At 54.6% G+C, this 18,380-nt stretch carries 9 protein-coding genes; 3 read left to right on the forward strand and 6 right to left on the reverse strand.

The window, feature by feature from the left end; all coding sequences use genetic code 11:
- Positions 1 to 13 precede the first annotated feature (13 nt).
- The 5 genes from PSR63_RS01190 to PSR63_RS01210 form a co-directional block, all read right to left on the reverse strand.
- Entirely contained in the window at positions 14 to 349 is a 336-nt protein-coding gene (locus PSR63_RS01190; RefSeq protein WP_274330026.1) for a DUF3467 domain-containing protein, read from the reverse strand.
- Between the two features lie 182 nt (positions 350 to 531).
- A complete protein-coding gene (locus tag PSR63_RS01195; protein ID WP_274330027.1) occupies positions 532 to 2,778 on the reverse strand; it encodes an efflux RND transporter periplasmic adaptor subunit in 2,247 nt (748 codons plus the stop codon).
- Between the two features lie 51 nt (positions 2,779 to 2,829).
- A complete protein-coding gene (locus PSR63_RS01200; protein ID WP_274330028.1) occupies positions 2,830 to 3,765 on the reverse strand; it encodes an efflux RND transporter periplasmic adaptor subunit in 936 nt (311 codons plus the stop codon).
- Between the two features lie 87 nt (positions 3,766 to 3,852).
- Positions 3,853 to 5,901, reverse strand: a complete 2,049-nt coding sequence (locus PSR63_RS01205; protein WP_274330030.1) for an HlyD family efflux transporter periplasmic adaptor subunit — start codon at positions 5,899 to 5,901, stop codon at positions 3,853 to 3,855.
- Between the two features lie 333 nt (positions 5,902 to 6,234).
- Entirely contained in the window at positions 6,235 to 8,256 is a 2,022-nt protein-coding gene (locus PSR63_RS01210; RefSeq protein WP_274330031.1) for a preprotein translocase subunit SecA, read from the reverse strand.
- 540 nt (positions 8,257 to 8,796) lie between these two features.
- On the opposite strand from PSR63_RS01210, the gene PSR63_RS01215 reads away from it, so the two are divergent.
- Positions 8,797 to 10,248, forward strand: a complete 1,452-nt coding sequence (locus tag PSR63_RS01215; protein WP_274330033.1) for a BBP7 family outer membrane beta-barrel protein — start codon at positions 8,797 to 8,799, stop codon at positions 10,246 to 10,248.
- An 81-nt stretch (positions 10,249 to 10,329) separates the two neighbouring features.
- Here the strand turns inward: PSR63_RS01215 and PSR63_RS01220 are convergent, their stop codons facing one another.
- A complete protein-coding gene (locus PSR63_RS01220) occupies positions 10,330 to 12,789 on the reverse strand; it encodes an SdrD B-like domain-containing protein (protein WP_274330035.1) in 2,460 nt (819 codons plus the stop codon).
- Between the two features lie 513 nt (positions 12,790 to 13,302).
- On the opposite strand from PSR63_RS01220, the gene PSR63_RS01225 reads away from it, so the two are divergent.
- Together PSR63_RS01225 and PSR63_RS01230 are read left to right on the forward strand one after the other, a co-directional pair.
- Complete coding sequence (locus tag PSR63_RS01225) at positions 13,303 to 15,246, forward strand: hypothetical protein (protein ID WP_274330037.1); 1,944 nt, start codon at positions 13,303 to 13,305, stop codon at positions 15,244 to 15,246.
- An 88-nt stretch (positions 15,247 to 15,334) separates the two neighbouring features.
- On the forward strand, positions 15,335 to 18,037 hold the full coding sequence (locus PSR63_RS01230; protein ID WP_274330039.1) for a dockerin type I domain-containing protein: 2,703 nt from the start codon (positions 15,335 to 15,337) through the stop codon (positions 18,035 to 18,037).
- The last annotated feature ends 343 nt before the right edge of the window (positions 18,038 to 18,380 follow it).

The following is an 18,380-nucleotide window of genomic DNA, read 5'->3' on the forward strand; positions in this document are numbered from 1 at the left end:
TACTTAATCGAGACTATTCGGCCGGACGTTGGGCGGATGGAATCACTCGCTTCTGGATGTCCGTTTCGAGCGTACCGAAGGCAGCTTCATGACGCTGGACGGCCATGTGCAGAGCACCCAACATCCGCTTAGCGGTGTAATAGTTGAGGATGATTCGCTGCTGGACCTTGATCTTTTCCTGCGACTGAACCATCGGTTGAGTATTCAAACCGAAGTCAATGATCAGCTCTTCTGGCGTGCCGGTCACGCGGCAGAAGTTAGCGTAACAAGCGATCGCGCCGGTTTCGTCCAATTCGACTTGCTTAGGTGCTGGGGCAGCTTGACCTGGGTTTTCAGGGGCGTCCGACATGTAGATTATCTCCTTAGGATTTAATGTTTACCGTGAAGGTATTGGGCTAGTTTAGTCAGGGCCATCGACTGTTCGAGATGGCCAATGCTTAGTTTGTCACATGAATAAGTGGCGACAACCGGACCTAACCATCAAAACCGAAACAACTGGAAGAAAGATCGAGGCTTTGCGCAAGTTGGCGACTACAGGTAGAAATGGAACGTTCGGGAAATGTATCGCCACAAGCGACTTCCCATCGGTTCCCACTGAACCCAGACTTTCGCCCGGCCTCGCATCCCCAGCTTCAATTCTTCCTCGACACCGTCCAAAGGAACTTGAGCCGGGAAGGTGGCACTCTGGGGACGAAGCCGTCCTGACTCCTGATCGGTAATGGCCGGCAGTTCGCCGCCTTGCTGGGTGCTGAGAGCCGGCGGAATGAACTCGACCTCTTTGCTACCCATCACAGCGATGCGTCCCTTGAACGTTCGCCCGGGAAACGCATCGAGCTTGATGGCGACTTCCTGATCAGGATTCACCAATTCAATCTGATCCTGGTCGATGTAGAGCACGGCTTCCATGTCATCGGCGTTTCCAATTTGGCAAACGACGTCGCTCGTGGACAGGTTGGCTCCTTGGTTCTTCTCATCAAAGATCGAACCAGACCATTCCGGTAGCATGCCGTTATCAGCACTACGCTCTTTCTTATCGGGAACCGGGAACACGGTCCCATCAATCGGAGCAGGCACGTCGATCAATGCAACCTGCTGACGCTTCTTTTCGAGCTGTTGCTGAACCGACTTGAGCTGCTGAATGACTTCCAGATAAGTCTGTTCGACTTCACCACCTTCTTCGGCGCGAAGTCGTTGATTGTTGAGGGCATCGGAAAGCAGCTGCAGACGCTCTTCTTCGTTTTCCAGTTCGGAAAGCTCCAGAAGCAAGTCGAGGTTCGTGACTCGAGCCAGCTTGGTACCGCGAGTGACCTGCTGACCAGGCGTCACCAACATGCTTTCCAATTGACCTGGCACGACCACGAAGACGCTTTCGGCGTTTCTCGGTTGCACTTCTACCGGGCACTTTACCCATTGGGGGACGGGAATGTACACGATTCCCGCGATCACCGCTGCCACGACCGAGGCGGTGATCAAAACATTCTTCCGCTTCACCTGTGACATTCTCCCAGGGACATACAGGAACTTGCACAATTGAAAAATAGGCATGACCACCAAACCGTAGATACCAGCAAGCGCGATCATCTGCCCAATGACCTGCAAGCCGTACGGCTTAAAGACCTGGTTCAAAAAGAGCATGATCGAGGCGGTCACGAAGAGCCGATAAACGTTCGACGCGACGGTGTAGAGGCCAAAAAAGAACTGGTTACGTTCTGGCAGAAATGGGTCGTCAGGAAGCTCCATCCCCAGACAATACTTCGACATGTAGCGATGCAGAACGCTGCTCGCTTTTTGACGCATGTTCGGAACTTCCATGATGTCCGACAGGATGTAGTAACCGTCGTAACGGAGCAGGGGGTTACCATTGAAGATCACCGTACTCACCGAACTGACGAACATCACCTGTAGCGCCAAGTGATTCAGCAAACCCGGTTCGCTAAACCACCAGATAAACGTCGCAATGCAGGCCAGGAAGACTTCAACGTACATCCCCGCCGCACCGATCGCCGCGCGATGCCACTTGTTAGGCAGCATCCACGAGTCGGAGACATTACAGTACAGACACGGTGTCATCACCAGGAACATGACACCCATTTCATGGCATTCGCCGCCATACCGTTTACAAGCAAGTCCGTGGCCAAATTCGTGCAGCACCTTGGTTACGGCCAACACCGCACCCAACAGCAACCAGTTCGAGGGACCAAAGAACTCTTGAAACGACGGCAAACGACTGCGGAACACATCGTTCTGCACGGTCACCAGTGTGACGGCCGCCGCACAAAACAGCAGCACCATGATCATCGCCGGAAACGTAAAGAACCAGCGTGTATACGGATTAAGCGCCGTTAGAAGACGATCGGGATCAAACCCTTTGAAGCGGACGGCCAGGATGTTGGACATCAACTGGACAGTCTCTTTCCACTTCCGCTCGTCACGTCGGACTTTCAGCTGCCGACCTTGATCCATCGCCGTGGTGATCACAAGCCCGCTGCGATGCAAGGTTCCGATGAACTGCTGCAGGTCGGTGAAGCTGATCTTCTGTGGGGCGAACTCTTTCTCGAACTTCTCTTTGATCTCCTGTAGAGAAGTCTTGCCATCCAACATGTTCAGGATGGCGTATTCCTCTTCCTGGAAGCGGAAGTAGTTCAGCCCAATTGGTTCCTTCACAACCCAGTAACCACGGCCCTGGTAGGTATGCTGCCGGGCGGTGAGGTCTGGACGTGCACGCAGTGGCAGTGGACGACTGCTACTGGCAACCAAACTGTCTTGAAGACTGACCAATGCGAAATCTCGGGGCGGGGAAGGGGGTTCGTAAGCTTATCGTGGCAACGCTTATTTGCGATTGCCCTCAACGTTAGCGCTGAGTGTCGATGGACGATCCAGGTGAAGGGTCACATCGGCCACATCCCCAGGGAAGAGCATCTTCGAATTGGCCGCTGGTTCGTTCTTCACTTCGGCGGTGAAATCGAAATTCCCGGTAGCATCGATTTCAGGGCTGGCGAAAACGATCGTCCCTTGAAGTTCGGTCGGTCCGCCAGGCGTTTCAGCCGTGACAGTGACCGGCTTGCCAATCACCATACTTGGCGTGTACTGGTCCGCGTTTAGCGAACCATCGACCTTCAGGCGTTTCAGGCCAATCACACGCATCAAAGGATCACCTGGACGGACCCATTCACCTTCGTGACGGTACTTCTGAACCACAATCCCTTCGATCGGGGACGTAATCTTGCACTTGTCGATGATCATTTCGGCCGCTTCCATTTCGGCTCGTGCTTCTCCGGCAGTCATACCGGCGACCTTGAAGTTCATGTCAGCCTGTTCGGCTTGCAGCAAGGCTTTTTCCCATTGCAGCTGGGCTTTGCGAATGGTGATCTCGGCGATCGCACCTTTGACGCCTTTGTTGGCGGCTTCCAGTTGGTCGAACTCGGCCTTGGAGACTTCGGCTGCCTTGGCGGCGTATTTGATGTCGACCTTATTGGTGGCTTGCTCGGTGGCCTTGTCCCATTTCAGCTTGGCGATCTCGCGTTGTTTGATCGGCAGGGAATCATCGATTTGAGCGATCTGAGTTCCGACCGTCACGTAGTCGCCTCGCTCGACGGGAATCTTCATCAGCACGCCGGTTTCCTGAGCGGGAACATTGACTTCGTCGATCAACGACACCAGGCAGCGTTCGACGACAACCTGGCCAGGCGTCGCGGACGTTTGAGCGGAAACGTGTCCGGCAATCAGTAGCAAAGTGGCAACCGATAGAATCACAGACTTGGACATGGGTTTCTTACCTCGTGCGATGATGGATCCTGCACTCTCATTGCAGGCCGATAAAGCATGGAATGAACGCATCGAATCGATGCCGTGTTAAAACAAAACTCGCGATTCGACGAATTCAAACAGCTCGTGGAACCAGGTGTAGCCCAGCGGAGCCGTTCCGCAGTGGACCTTAGCGGTTGCCGTGGCACCCGCTCGTAGATGCTGAATATCTTGCTTGTCGATCGCCACTTTCAGTTTGACGATCTGACCTTCTTCCTCGTCCGGTTGAGCGAGGCGTTGAATCTCGGTGACGGTGCCGGTGAGCTGCCGACCAGGGTCACTGGCCATGATATAGGTCACCTCCAGGGCTTCTGAGTCTTGCTGGTGCTCCAAAGCGTACTGGATGTGCTGAATGCGTTTTTCCGGCATGCGGATTTCCAGGATCCAGTCCTGCGTCGGATCGATGATAGTCATCAGCACCTGGCCCGGCTGAACGGGACGCTGCATCAGATTGTCCCGCACGTCCCAAGTCACAATCTCGCCATTAATCGGGCTGGTGACATCGAGGCGAGCCATCTTCTCTTCAATGAGTGCGACCTGTTCGTCCAGGTGTTCGTACTTCTGACGAGCCTGGCCGAGGTCGATGGTCAACTGCGTTGCTTCCGCCGCATTTCGCATCACTTCCGGACGACGCTTACGGAACTCGAGTGCCTGAATGGTCGACAAGATCTTTTCACGATCGCCGGTGTACTGCTTGTACTGCCGCTCGAGCTCGGTGTTTCGCAGACGGGCAACCATCTGGCCTTGCTGGACCGGATCGCCATGGTCGACAGGGACTTCAATTACTTCGCCTTCGACACTGACAAACACTTCGCGCTGGACAACCGGCGCGAGCGTTGCGGCACCGGCGACTTTGAATGGAGCCGGAATCAAAAACAGAGCGGCAATAATCGCCGCAGCCGCGGCAACCGCTAAAACGGTTTTGGGCAAATTACGAGCGGTGACCAAGACCTTCGACTTACCCAGCAAGCGCCAAACTGGCGTCAGCGGAATCGAGTTGTAGTCGATCGCATTGGCCAACGCACGGCTGCTGTGCTCGGAGATCAGTTCGACCCCTTTAGAGAACTCCTCCTGCTGCGAGCTGTCTTCAATCTGCTCGACAACCAGGGCACCGAGGATCTCGCCTTGGTATTGGCGTTCTTCTTCACCCTCTTCCCGCTTCATGTTGTCGGTCGCATGTTCCGGACGACGCAGCGGAATGACGGCAATAGTCTTGGTGTGCGATTCATCGACATAGTCGTGGACCGCCGCTTCGAGTTGTGGGGACAGGTCTTCGGTCTGTCCGCTGAACCAGAATGGTTCGCCTGTTTCAATGACGCGCGAGGCCAGCTTGCCCAGCAGTTGCACCTGGGTCGACCGCGAGTCGAACACATCTTGTCCGCTGACGGCTTCGACCTTCCAGCGGCCGCGACGCAAGACAACCGAAACGCGGTCGCAGCCGATCAAACGCCGACCTTCGTTGGCGATCGTATAGGCCGTTTGACGCAGGTCCAGGTTTTCGTGAACCGCGCGGCTGAACTGTTCGATCTTCGACCAAAGCGACTGGCGATCGGAGAAGTCGCGTAGTTTTCGTGTCTTAAACCAGTCGGTTGCCAGCCCGCACATCTGCTCCAGAAATCGGAGATAGCCGCGTTGGCTATTGGGGGCCGAGTTCGGTCGCTGGAAGATCTCGATGACCCCTTCGACCTTGTCTTCAACCTGAATGGGGGCGACGACCAACAATTGGTTGGTCGGGTTACCAGCCGAGTTCTCTTCGGCGCCGCCCGACTGCGGTGCCAGTAACTGGGCTTCGGAACCCTTGAACATCGATTCGATCAAACGCAGGTGTCGAATACCTTCGTCGCTCTTGGGATCGACCAGGCCGCGGGCAAGATTGATTTGGTAAATGAGCTGTGGCCGGCGTTGCTCGTCGTAGATCCAGGCAGCACCACCAACGGCAGCCAAAGCGGAAACCACTTTGGGCAAGACTTCCTTGAAATAATCCTCTGGAGGGACATCCCGTTTGGAAAGCTGGGCAATCTCCTGAATCAGACCTCGAATCTGCTTTTTAGTGCTTTCGAGGGTCTCGGGATTCACGGACGAGGGCTCTGTGGACATGCCGGGACTATTCATAATGGGAATTTAAGGTTAGAGGCCGATCGATTCGCGATCGCAAAATCCTACGTCTCACCATAACAAGGGAGGTGAAAATCGAAAATCTTGAAAGCTGAAAAGGTGTCAACGAGGGAAGCCTGGTGGCGGGATGTAAGGGTTGCACGGGTCGTATCGTCGAAGAACTCTACACGACCCGCCGGTCGTTTGTTCACTATCTGACAAGAAGTTACGGTAAGAAACCTTACAAGCAGTGCTGCCATTTAGATAATAAAACGCAACGTTCGACGGACCAGTGGGTGACTTCGTTCCATCTGTCTCGAAACTGCATCATTCTGGTTAATCTGGCGAATCCAGATAAGGGTCCTGGCCCATTTCGCGATGCATCTTCTTGCGCTGTTTCTCGTGATAGAGCAGAACCTTGCGGTCGCTGAAGTGCTTCTTCTCGATCTTGCGCTGGGCTCGACGGAAGAGCTTCGAATAGCCTGGCAACTCGCCCAGCCGCTCTTCTCCATAGGCGACCAGCTTCTTGTAGCGTGACGGCCCCAGGCCAACCAGCAAACAATCGTCATCCAAGGCCATGAACTGCCGCGTACTGCCGGGGTCTCCCTGACGACCACAACGCCCAACCAACTGGCGGTCGATTCGAGCCGAGTCGTGCAGCTCCGTACAAATGACGTGAAGCCCACCTAATTCGTGGACACCATCTCCCAACTTGATGTCGGTACCGCGACCGGCCATGTTCGTCGCGACGGTTACTTTTCCTGGCTGCCCGGCACGAGAAACGATGTCGGCTTCGACGGCAACCTGGTGAGCATTGAGGACTTCGTGTTCGATGCCTTGCTCTTCTAACAGCTTAGAAAGATGCTCACTCTTTTCGATCGTACGCGTACCAACCAGCACAGGTCGTCCTTGCGAATGGATCTCGCGAATCTCATCCACAATCGCTGCCCACTTCGCATCGCCATTTCCGAACACACGATCGGGCCAAAGTTTTCGCTGCGGGATGCGGTTGGTCGGACACTTAATCACATTTAGCTTATAAATCTTCTTGAATTCCCCTTTGGAACTCGAGGCCGTACCGGTCATTCCGCCCAGGTGCCGGTAGCGTAAGAAGAGGTCCTGAACCGTGATTCGGGCGGCTTGCCCCGTGGCGACCGTCACCTCAACACCTTCTTTGGCTTCAATCGCCTGATGGATGCCGTAGCTCCACTTGCGGCCTTCCGCGATACGGCCTGTCGACTCGTCGACGATCACGACTTCCCCATCTCGGATGACATAGTGCTGTCCGCTGTGGAAGTCGCGTTTCACCTTGATGGCGCGTTCGACATAGTCGTACAGATCAACCAGTCCGACCGTATCCAACAGCTTTGGCTTGGGGATCTGCCGGACCAGCAATCGCCCCGTAACGGTCAGCTCGACCGACTTCTTGTCATGGTCGTATTCGTAATGGTGATCTTCCTCGAATTCCGCTTCGCTCTTGGCTGCCCATTGATGGCAAGCCACCGCGACTTTTTCCGCCTCGCCAGGGATTGCGCTGATCACCAACGGCGTTCGGGCGTCGTCGATCAAAACACTGTCCGCTTCGTCCACGAGAGCAAAGAAGTGCTCTCGTTGAACAGGCTCTTCACTTTTCTCGGATTTGCCCGCTAGCAGCGGCCCCAGCACGCCAAGGCCTTGTTCCCGTGTTTGACGGATCAGCAGCCGATCTCGCAGGAAGTCGAACCCAAATTCCTTGGAAGTCCCATAAGTAATGTCACACGCATAAGCTTTTCGCCGGTCTGGCGAGGACATCTGGGATTCGATCACGCCGACACTCATCCCCAACATCTTATAGATGGGCATCATCAGCTCGGCATCACGAGCGGCCAGGTAGTCGTTCACCGTGGCCACATGCACTCCCTTGCCAGGAAGCGCGTAAAGATAGGTTGGCAGGGTCGCGGTAAGCGTTTTCCCTTCACCGGTCTCCATCTCGGCGATGGAACCATTGAACATGATCATCCCGCCGATCAGCTGCACCTCGTAATGGCGCATATTCAAAGTGCGAGCGCCAGCGATGCGGACCAACGCAAATGCCTCAGGCAGCAGCTTGTGCAGCGTTTCGCCACTCTTGGCCCGGTGTCGCAGGCCCAGACTGTATTTACGCAGGTCGCGATCCGAGAGGTCTTTCAGTTGTTCTTCGAAGCGATCGATCAACGGCAACTTCGCCACAAAGCGTGCGAGGCCCGAGCGTGTTACCTGCGAATAGGCCGAGCCCAATGGATTCACACGAAACTTGCGAGGAGCGCCCCGTTTCGGAGCTTCCGGCTTGTTCGTCTCTTCCGCCTGGGGTGCTTCCAAGGTCTGTTGATTCGTATCCAAACTAATATGATTCCCGGAGGTGTGCTGCCACTACGGTCGATGGGGGCGACATTCTAATCGTTGCCCTCGTTAGATTTTAGTATGAAAGACAAGGCTTTCCGTTCCCAATATTAGGTAAGGTGATTCCTAAGATTTGCAGAGCTTGATCAGTTCGACTTCCATTACAACCCGTTTCACCGGCCTCATCCGTTAAACTCTCCGCAGACCACCCATCTTCTCAATCTGACTCGTTTCTAGTTAGAGAATTCCGTTTATACGGGTTGCACGTTGCTTTTTGCTTAACCGGCACACGCCTGACGGCCGACATTCCTAATACGTCCGGAATAATCGTACGCGGACCGTTCGAGCGCAGGACACTAAGGTCCTGACAACAGAAACCATTCCGCCCGATCAACTTGGCCCCTTAAGTATCCAAGTTTGTCGTTGGCTATTCGATTTTGGATGTCCATCAGACGCAAGCGGTAGCTCTTGTAACTCCTTCCGTTATTCGGAACGAGGCAGGGCCTTGGGAGCGACAGCATTAGTTTGCGAGCACACAACATGAAGCTTAACTACTCCACCCTAGCTTTCTCGATCGCGGCCGTATTACTCGGCGGCGGTCGATCCTTTGCCCAAGAGGGTTACGCTCCGATGGGATCCCCATATCCTGCCGGTGCTCCTGCTCCCTATGATCCTACCGGAATGCCACCAGCCGGGATGCCACCAGGGTACGCACCACAAGCGATGATGGGTGCTCCAGGTCCCATGGGACCAATGGCTGCCCCAGGCCCAATGATGGGTGGCCCAGCTCCTTACGCTTATATGGCTGCGGCAAATGCCAACGGTCAACCGGCGCCCGGCATGGAGTATGGCGGACCGATTGATGGTTCGATGTACGAACCAGCTGGCAATTACGTTCAATACGAAAACGTTGCCGGCGGTGCCTGCAACGATTGCGGCGACGGCTGTGCTCTTCCGCCTCGTGCTTACGGAAGCTTCGACAGTTTGCTCGTTTGGCGTCACGGCGGTAACTACCCTGCTATCCTGACTACCAGCGATCCGGCTGACGAAGGCGTTCTCGGTGCTCCTACCACGAGTGTCCTGTTCGGCGATGGCTACGAATCAGGCGACGCCGGCATCGGCGGCCGTATCACCATCGGCCTGTGGCTGGACGACTATCAAAACTGGAGTGCTGGCGGTCGCATCCTGGCACTGGAAGAAGAAGGGGCTACCTACAGCACGACTTCCGATGCGTTCTCAACGCTGGCCTTCCCGTTCTATAACACGAACACCGGTATGCAGGACTCGGTTGTTGTGGCCTTGCCTGGTTCCGGTACGAATGCTGCCGACAACACGACCGTCAATCTGAACAACGAAAACTCGCTGTACATGGGCGACATCTTCGTTACCAAGCACATTCATACCAATCACGGTAATCGCTGGGACTTCGTTACCGGTTACAGCTACGCTAAGCTCGAAGACAGTTTCTCGATCAGTGCTCAGTACACCAACCAAGATACGGGTGGTTCGGTAGCCGTCGGCGACGTGGTTGCCTACACCGACAGCTTCGCGGCTATCAACGAATTCCACGGCGGCCAGCTCGGTCTGATTGCAGAATTCCAAGACGGCCCATTCAGCTGGCGTGCGATGGGTAAGATCAGCCTCGGTGGTATGAAGCAAGAGGCAACGATCTCTGGCTTGACGACCGTCAACGGTGCCTTCTCCAGCAACAACGGTATCTACGCTCGCAGCACGAACTCAGGTAGTTACAGCCGCGATCAATTCGCTTACATCCCTGAAGCGAACGTCGACATGATCTACGCTTACAACTGCAACCTCGACTTCAAGCTGGGTGCCACCTTCGTTTACTTCAGCGACGTGGCAACCGGAGCGACCTTGATCAATCCGAACATCGACCCAAGTGTGCTCAACCCAACCGATCCTCAGTTCAACTTCATTGAACAGGACTTCTGGGTTTTGGGCATGACCTTCGGTATGGAATACCACTACTAAACCGAAGCCAAGTCGTCCAAGAAACAAAAAGAGCCGGTCCATCAGGATCGGCTCTTTTATTGTTTCTTGCCTGGCAGAAGATTACAAGGCGGCGAACGCAGCGTCGATTGCGGCAGTCATGTTCGTCATGATCTCCTCACCGGCCCCGTTAATACGAACGATCATGCCGTCAGGTCCATTGGCAACGACCATGTAGCCAGGCGTCGAGGTCGAAAAAGCCTGAACAACAAGGACGGGGTCGTCGAGTCCGTCGACGCTTATCTCAAAGGCAATCTGACTTGCCCCCGTTTCAGCGTCGAAGTACGAAAGATCGGACCGAACTTGAACCAGGTTTTCCCAACCCATGTCGACGGCATACCATTCCAGCGAATCCAAACCGCCCGTATTTGAGAAGGCCAGCGTGATGCTGTCTTCGGTATTCGAGGCGATGGCATCACCCAAACCGATGTACTGGTAATCGCGACCGATGTAACCGAAGTTCAATCCGGTATACGTTCCTGGTTCGCCACCGCCAACCTGGATATCTTCGATCGTGCTACCCGACAGAGTGAATCCACCGGTCGTGGTCAATCCCTTGCGGGTAAAGGCCGGATCAGTGATGCGGACCGAATAAGTTCCTTCGTCGAAACCGGCAAAGCTATAAAAACCGGATGCATCAGTAACCGAGGTTGCGACAACCGATCCGCCATCATCCAGCAGTTCGATCGTCACGCCGCCAATTCGCTTCTCTGGGCTGGCGTTGGTATCGGCATTTTCGTCAACGACACCGTCGTTGTCGACATCGAAGTAGACGACACCGGTAAGCAGGCTGTCAAACAGCGTCTTGAAGACAATCGTGCCGGTAGTGATCTGATCTCCGCCGTCACTGACCTTATACGTAATCGTTTCCACCAGGCCCGGAATATCCGATTCGTAGGTGAACTCACCGGTTGGATTGTCGTTCTCGTCCAGGAAAGCCGTGAAGGTACCCTGTAGGTCCGACGGGGTCAGTTCGTCACCATTTTCATCGCAAAAAGTGATGAAGGTTGGAACGTCAGAAGGCTCACCCGGTGTAACATTATCCATCACATTAATCGGGTCCGTAGGAACGCCTGCTTCCACGTCAACTTCAAGTGGATCCGGATCAATAACGACTTCCTGGTCGACTTCCGTGATTGAGATAAAGACGGTAGCTTCGGTTTCACCGGTTGGATTATTCACCAAATCGGTGTCGTTAACCGTGTAAGTAAAGATATCGGAAATGCCACCAACGCCGGTAGGCACCTGGTAAAGCAGGACCTGGTGCGACATGATTCCTTCATCAGTGATTGCCTGCACGCTTTGGGCATTATCTAGAACCATTACGGTGCCTTCGGCCGGCGTGGAGACATCGATGATCTCGAAGCGAGAACGCGGCGCTGCGACTGGATCGAGATTACCATCCAAGTCATTTACGAGGACATCCAGAGCATAATACTGAATACCACCGATAGTCACGACTGGAGGATCATTATCCCCACCAGCTTCGGTCTCGAGGTAGTCTTCCACGACTTCGTAGGAGTCGAAGTTCGCCCCAGCAACTGGGTCAGCCATGATATCGAGCGAGACGGTACCGCCAGTCCAACGCGAGATTTCAGCTGTTGACGAACCTTCGAAGAAGGTGGCGTTCACGTTTGCATCGTTGAAGACTTCACCGTTTCGAGCCGTATTATTGAACGAGCTCACCAGGTCGTCTGGATCGGCACTTTGCGGATTGTCGGCGACCACGACGCTGAAATCGACAGTCCCTTCGGCAACGGTCGTAAATGTAAGCGTCGCAACCAATCGACCTAGTGCTACATCAGTCACCCCACTGGCTTGTGATTGACCGCCGATGAACCGCAGTGTGTTCGGCTCGGCATAGTCGATGAAGTCCTGTGCACCGTTTAACGCACCATAGGGCGTAACATTATTGGGGGTGTCGCCCGTATTTTCGGTAAACCCTGTCCCCAAAACGATGCCTGTAGCCGGGTCTAGCGTCAGGAGCGATGCATCGAAACTGATGTCGACATAGACCGCGTCGATGCCGGATGGGGTGGTGGAGGTATCTTTAACCCACACCTGGAGCTCGAAGCTCTCATTCAAATCCGCTTGGCCGGTCTGCGTTTCATCGACATTGCCACCGGTGGTGATCAGGCGGAGATTCACGTCGGCACTGAACGTGTCATCGGCAAGTTCCCCTTCCAGCGACAAAGCGTCCATCGCGGAAAGCAGGTCGCGGTTGGTCAAGCGACCGTCATTGTCGACGTCGAGATAAAGGGTTTGTTCCCCTTCCAGCAGGCTGCGGGCAACCGTCTGTTTCGTCTGCAAATTCGAGAGCAGCGTATCGACGTCCATTTGGTCGAACACGCCGTCGGCGTTGACATCGTGCGGCATGTAGTCGTTATGGACGGCGGAAAGCACATCCCCCGCCAGCATAGATCGAGACTCCAACGGTTCCATGCGGCGAATCGCTCGCTGACGTTTGGCTCGCTTGTTTACTTTGGAGGGAACGCGGTGCTGGCGGCTCTTGTTCTTTTTCATGGCAACCTACGGCAACCTATATTTTCGATTAGGCAAGTAGCAAAATAAGCAACTTAGGAAATTCAGGCTATTTAATCGGCGTCATCCAGACTAATTGGGTAAATTTGCCTTTGCAAACTTTTTCTTACCCTCGTCAGATCCCTAAATGGGGGCAAATCCCCCACGATCCGCAAAATTTTCCAGTTACCTAGCCACTTGGTCGCAGCTTGCCGGGCAGAAGTTCCTCGCGACTTGAAGAAAAGATTCCAAATTTCCCGGATTTGCGTTCTCTGCCGGAACTAATGGGGCCTGAAATCGTCCAAAGCAATGGCTTGTCGTGAGATCTCTGGGGTTACAACCGGTATAACCCCTAAAGTCAGAACTACCAGGAGTTTACGCGATTGCGTTGGCCAGACTCGCAATTACGCTGATACCTAGGCATTCCTGCTCGCGGCAAGCCCTTCGTCGCAAGTCACCCTATTTACCCTACATGTCTTGGAATTCTCTGGGACATGAAGTTAACGCGCAATCGCCATGAAAAAAGCACGTTCCCGCTCGGCATCTAAGAATTCGATTCGTCGCCACTGGAATCATGTTTCGCGCCTCGAACAGCTCGAAGGACGCGAAATGCTCAATGCGACGACGGAGCTCGTTTCGCTGCGTCTGGCCGCCACGGACCTGCATGGAAATCCGATCACGCAGATCGAACAAGGTGAAAAGTTCCTAATCAAGGCCTACATTGATGACCGCCGCGACGAACCCGAGGTGGATGTTACTCCTGTACCAGGCAGTATTTCCTCAGACGCGGTCGGATTCTTCAGCGCCTATTTCAACGTCACCTTCGATTCCGCTGGCTTTGACTTCGATCCAACCTATGGTCAGGGCGGTGTTATGTACGGGCCGTCAATTAACCCCGTCTACTTAACTCCCCCTACGCCAAACGTCGAATTCGATGGCTACATCGAACGACTAGGCGTGGAAAACCTGAATATCGGTGTCCCCGGCGAAATTGAAATCCTCTCTTTTAGGATGATCGCCCAGACGCCCAACGTTTACGACATGGCGGAAGCGTTCATCCCGCACTTCCATTTTGACGTTGCGGATATCTTCGAAGACCCAAATGAGCTCGAAGAGGATTGGGAACCCATTTACGTCGATGGTGTTCCTCAACTGGAACGCCTGACGGGTTCAGAATTTACCGCGGCGACGGAAGATGACCATTTCGCTCTGTATCAATATGCAACGAAACCTCTTACCGACGACAGCGAGGTCTACTTCGAGGGAATCGATCTGGAAGTAATCTCGTCCACCGATGCCGACTACGAGTTGCGTTTTGTCACTACCCAAACGACAACCATTGGCGGCGAGGTGAATAGCCTGCCAAGCAGTGTGGTGACCATTGACGAGTGGAATCACTTCTACGTCGAGATCTATGCTCAGGCCCCTGCAGGCAACGCCATTCAGGCTGGCTTCGTGGAATTGAACTACAATCCGGACGACTTCAAATTCATCCGTGCCATTGGCCGTAGCCAAGATCCAACCAGCCTGAGGTACTCGATTACCTCGACGGATGTCGACGAACAGAACGGCACCATCCGCGTCGGTTTCAGCACGCTTTCGACCAACCTTGGCGACGATCGCTACGCACTGATCGGCCGCATTCAGATGCGATCGGACATGGAACTTCCGGTGGACTACACCAGTGGAGAACTGACCTTCACGCCGTCGTCGCAGATCACTCTGACCGATACCAATGCCACGATTATCAATACGACCACCAGCGTATCGGCAATCATCGACGGGTCCGCGACGGCCAGCCACAGCTTTGAAGTGTGGCCGGTAATTTACGATGTCGGAGCCAACGGGGAGGATCGCAAAGTTGGTATTCCTGACTTCTCAGGTTTCATCGGCCAATTCGGCAAGTTCGTCAACAACGATCCGCTGATCCGCAAATTCGACTTCAATAACAGCGGTCGCGTGGACCTGGACGACTTCAGCTTGTTCATCCAAAACTTTGGCGAGTCGGACGCATCTCCAACCACCCGAACCTATTTGCCTGGTTACCCAGGCGACCTGGGTGGTGCTCCACTCATGGCGAGCCGCTTTGTGCTGGAAGGGGAAGCGGTCGATGTCCGCACAGTGCCGCAAACGACAACGTCGACCACGACGCCAACAACCGATATTCCAGAAGACGATACGGCGAGCATCTCAAGCCAGTCCATTGGCACCACACTGCCGTTGACCCAGACTTTGCCGACCGACAACTCATCCGATGATGAGTCCCAGGACAATGCGATCGCTTCACCAGTGGCGGAAAATACGGACGTCGTGATTTCGACGCTTGATGATCAAACCGATTTGATCGTCATGTCGAGCGAAGAATCGGAGTCGCCACTCACATCGGACGAGGATGATCCTGAATTTGCCGAACATGCCGACGAAGTGCTGGCGATCTGGGAGGACGAGAACGCCTTGTAGTTGGCCTAAAGGGCAACCAACGAAATCTGTGACTCGGCCGTTTTGGCAACTCCTGTCCTGTTCCTAGCGAAATCCGCTGGATTAATCCATGTTTCGATCCTCCTCTCATCGACGCTCCGCTTTTCGCGGAGCGAACAAACGGGCTGGTAGTGCAGCGCGTCGATTGCAGAGGATCGAGCACCTCGAATCACGCTTGGCTCTCTCTGCCGTTCCCCTGAACGCCCAACCGTTGGATACCGGTGAATTCATGCTGGGGGACGTCTCGGTGACGGTCGTCTTCTTCGAGTCTGACGGCACGATCGATCCCAGTACCGAAGACTGGGACACGGCGCACACCAATGAAGTTAAGCAGCGCATTGAAGAAGGCCTGCAGTGGTGGGTCGATACGCTCGCACTTCAATCGAGCGTCCATGAATTGAACTTCGAGATCGACTACACCTACGCCGACAACCCGATTCCCATCGGGATCGAACCAATCACACACGTCGCGACCGACCTCGACATCTGGGTCGGTGAGTTCCTCGACTACGTTGGTGCTGAACGTACCGAACGCATCGACAACGACGTGCGACTGTTCAACCACAGCCAGCGGGTAGCCAACGACACAAACTGGGCGTTCACCATCTTTGTCATCAATGCCAAGCACGATGACGAGGTGGGCGATGGCCTGTTTCCTGCCGGCAGCGTGCAAGGCGGTTTCTCGATCGCAGGCGGCTCGTTCCTTGCCGTTCCATCCGAACGTCCCGCCAGCACGATCGCCCACGAGGTTTCCCATCAATTCTGGGCGATGGACGAATACGCGGGTTCTGGGCACTACGATGATACCCGCGGCTATTACAACACACAGAATACGAATGCCTACGACGGCAACCCATCGCAGGGAGACATCGAAACGAGCCTGCTAGGGCACTCCACGCCTCTGATGAATGCCTACGATACCCATACCAGCAGCATCGAGTCTTTTGAGACGATCGGCTGGAAGGATTCAGACGGGGACGGGATTTTCGATGTCTTTGACGTGCCGATCTCGTTTTCGGCAAGTAGCCAGTTCGATCCCAGCACCAACCAGATGCGGATCAGTGGCGACGCTTCGATCGGGGTGCTTCCCAATCAGAACTCCTGGGGCCTGCAGAACTCCGTCACCATCAATCGCTTGAGCCATATTGAATTTCGTTTGGATGGCGGCGAGTGGACAAGCGGTCCGGGCATTGATGACTACACAAGCGAGTTCGATTTCCTGATTCAACTTCCCGACTCGAACCAACACGATATCGAAGTTCGGATTGTTGATGAGACCGGATTGATTCATTCGCAGTCGCTGCTTGCCTCGACAGAACATATCGATTCGACGGCAGTCCATGGCTTCACCGGTTACATCACCCATGACCAGAACGACGACGGCATCTTCAACGCCGGCGAACAGGGCTTGGCAGGCTGGACCGTTGAAGTCGTTAACTTGGCAGGCAATCCCAAAGTAACCCAGACGATTATCGAGCCCGATGATTTCTCTCATGGCGAAATCTTTTACGACCCCATCGGGGGAGTGACGTTAACCGCCGAGGGTTCAGAGATTGCCGAGGGCTTCGCTGACGTTTCGGTCCGCAACAGTTCGCTTTCCAGTACGGGTAGTCGCGGCTTCTACAACTACTCAAGCGGAAGCTGGAGTAATGTCTGGTCGGAGAAGCGCCAGCTAAAGATCACCTTTGACTCGCCGGTTAGTCGCGTAGCGATTGATGCCATCGCAGAAGTCGACGGCGACGTGGGAATCCTGGAGCTATACGACGCGCAAGACAACTTACTGGGACGCTATACGACCAGTCCGCTGGATGGCGGCACGTCGGAAACCATGGTCGTGGAACTAGACGCGGCCGAAGCGACCTACGCGATTGCCCGCGGGCACCTGACCAAAACGAAGGACCTGCAGCGAAGTCTACACTATGTCGGCCTCGACAACCTACAAGTTGGGCGACCTCATACGGCAGTGACGAGCCAGCTCGGAGCATTCACGCTTCCGTTCGATATCGACGGAAACTATCGCCTGAAGGCCACGGCCCCTGACGGCAAAGAAGCATACTTCAGCTCGCTGTCCGAAACCAACGTTTCGTTGATGCCTCAGGCCGGCATGAGCCGAATTGCCTGGTCGGTATCGATCGCCGATGACTCGTGGCATAACCCGCTCATTCAAGCCGACGTGAATCACGATGGAGAGATCAACCAAATCGATTCTGATTTGGTGTTGGGCGAGATAATCAATCCAGAAGTCACTTCCGTTTCATCATCGCAGGGCTACGCGCTCAATACGACGCATACTCCCGGCGATCCTTATTTTGACGTCAATGCAGACGGCCGATTCACCAAGCTTGATCTATTGTCGATACTGGACGCCATCGCATTCCAGGCGGCTTCCCAGGAGGCGTTCGATCCGGAATCAGTCGAGCCCTTTGTGTATCTCCCGTCAAGCAACGCTTCCAGCGTCAGCAACGAGACCGCAGACAAACCGGCTATGCTGACGACAAACAGCTCGGCAGCAGTCTCCTTGGAAGGCGAGTCGATCCTCCCGCTGCCAACAACCAGCGAGAACGACAAGACCCCCGAGGCCCGTTCAGACGCTACCGGAGAAGCCCCGTTATGGGTTGTCGAGTCCCATGATCTCGTTCTACCATCGCAAGATTCTGCCGTGATTGACTCGATTGAGAACGCGTGCGATCTCTCAACTTCATTCAAGCTTCTCGACGATGAAGCAGTCGATGCCATCCTCTCGGACTTGGACGACTCTCTCGACTTGCTTTAGTCGCTCAACCAATTTCCTCGCGGAGCGTACGCGGCCAGCTTCTCCACTGAGATAACGACAGACACGACGCTTGCTTTGGCACTCAGTCAGAAGTAGTGGCACAGCACCGGCGAGGCAGAATCTGCTGGGAGCGAATGTGCAGCGTTCTTCAGCATTCGTCACCGCAGGCCAATGTGGAGGATCGCCGTCGTAACCCATGGCCGACAAGCCAATCACCGGAGTCTTGCCAAGATTCGTGATACCCGGTGGCTCGAAGGTAGCAGGGCAGGGCATCGGCGCAAAAAGAATGCCCGCGGGAATCAACCCACGGGCATTCATCGTTTAAGTTCTAACGGTTTCAGGC

This window comes from Bremerella sp. P1, assembly GCF_028748185.1.
In the GTDB taxonomy this organism is placed as follows: Bacteria; Planctomycetota; Planctomycetia; order Pirellulales; family Pirellulaceae; genus Bremerella.

Coding starts and splice junctions, on each gene's coding strand:
- PSR63_RS01190 (WP_274330026.1), bottom strand. CDS start 349: ATGTCGGACGCCCCTGAAAACCCAGGTCAAGCTGCCCCAGCACCTAAG.
- PSR63_RS01200 (WP_274330028.1), bottom strand. CDS start 3,765: ATGTCCAAGTCTGTGATTCTATCGGTTGCCACTTTGCTACTGATTGCC.
- PSR63_RS01205 (WP_274330030.1), bottom strand. CDS start 5,901: ATGTCCACAGAGCCCTCGTCCGTGAATCCCGAGACCCTCGAAAGCACT.
- PSR63_RS01215 (WP_274330033.1), top strand. CDS start 8,797: ATGAAGCTTAACTACTCCACCCTAGCTTTCTCGATCGCGGCCGTATTA.
- PSR63_RS01220 (WP_274330035.1), bottom strand. CDS start 12,789: ATGAAAAAGAACAAGAGCCGCCAGCACCGCGTTCCCTCCAAAGTAAAC.
- PSR63_RS01225 (WP_274330037.1), top strand. CDS start 13,303: ATGAAAAAAGCACGTTCCCGCTCGGCATCTAAGAATTCGATTCGTCGC.
- PSR63_RS01230 (WP_274330039.1), top strand. CDS start 15,335: ATGTTTCGATCCTCCTCTCATCGACGCTCCGCTTTTCGCGGAGCGAAC.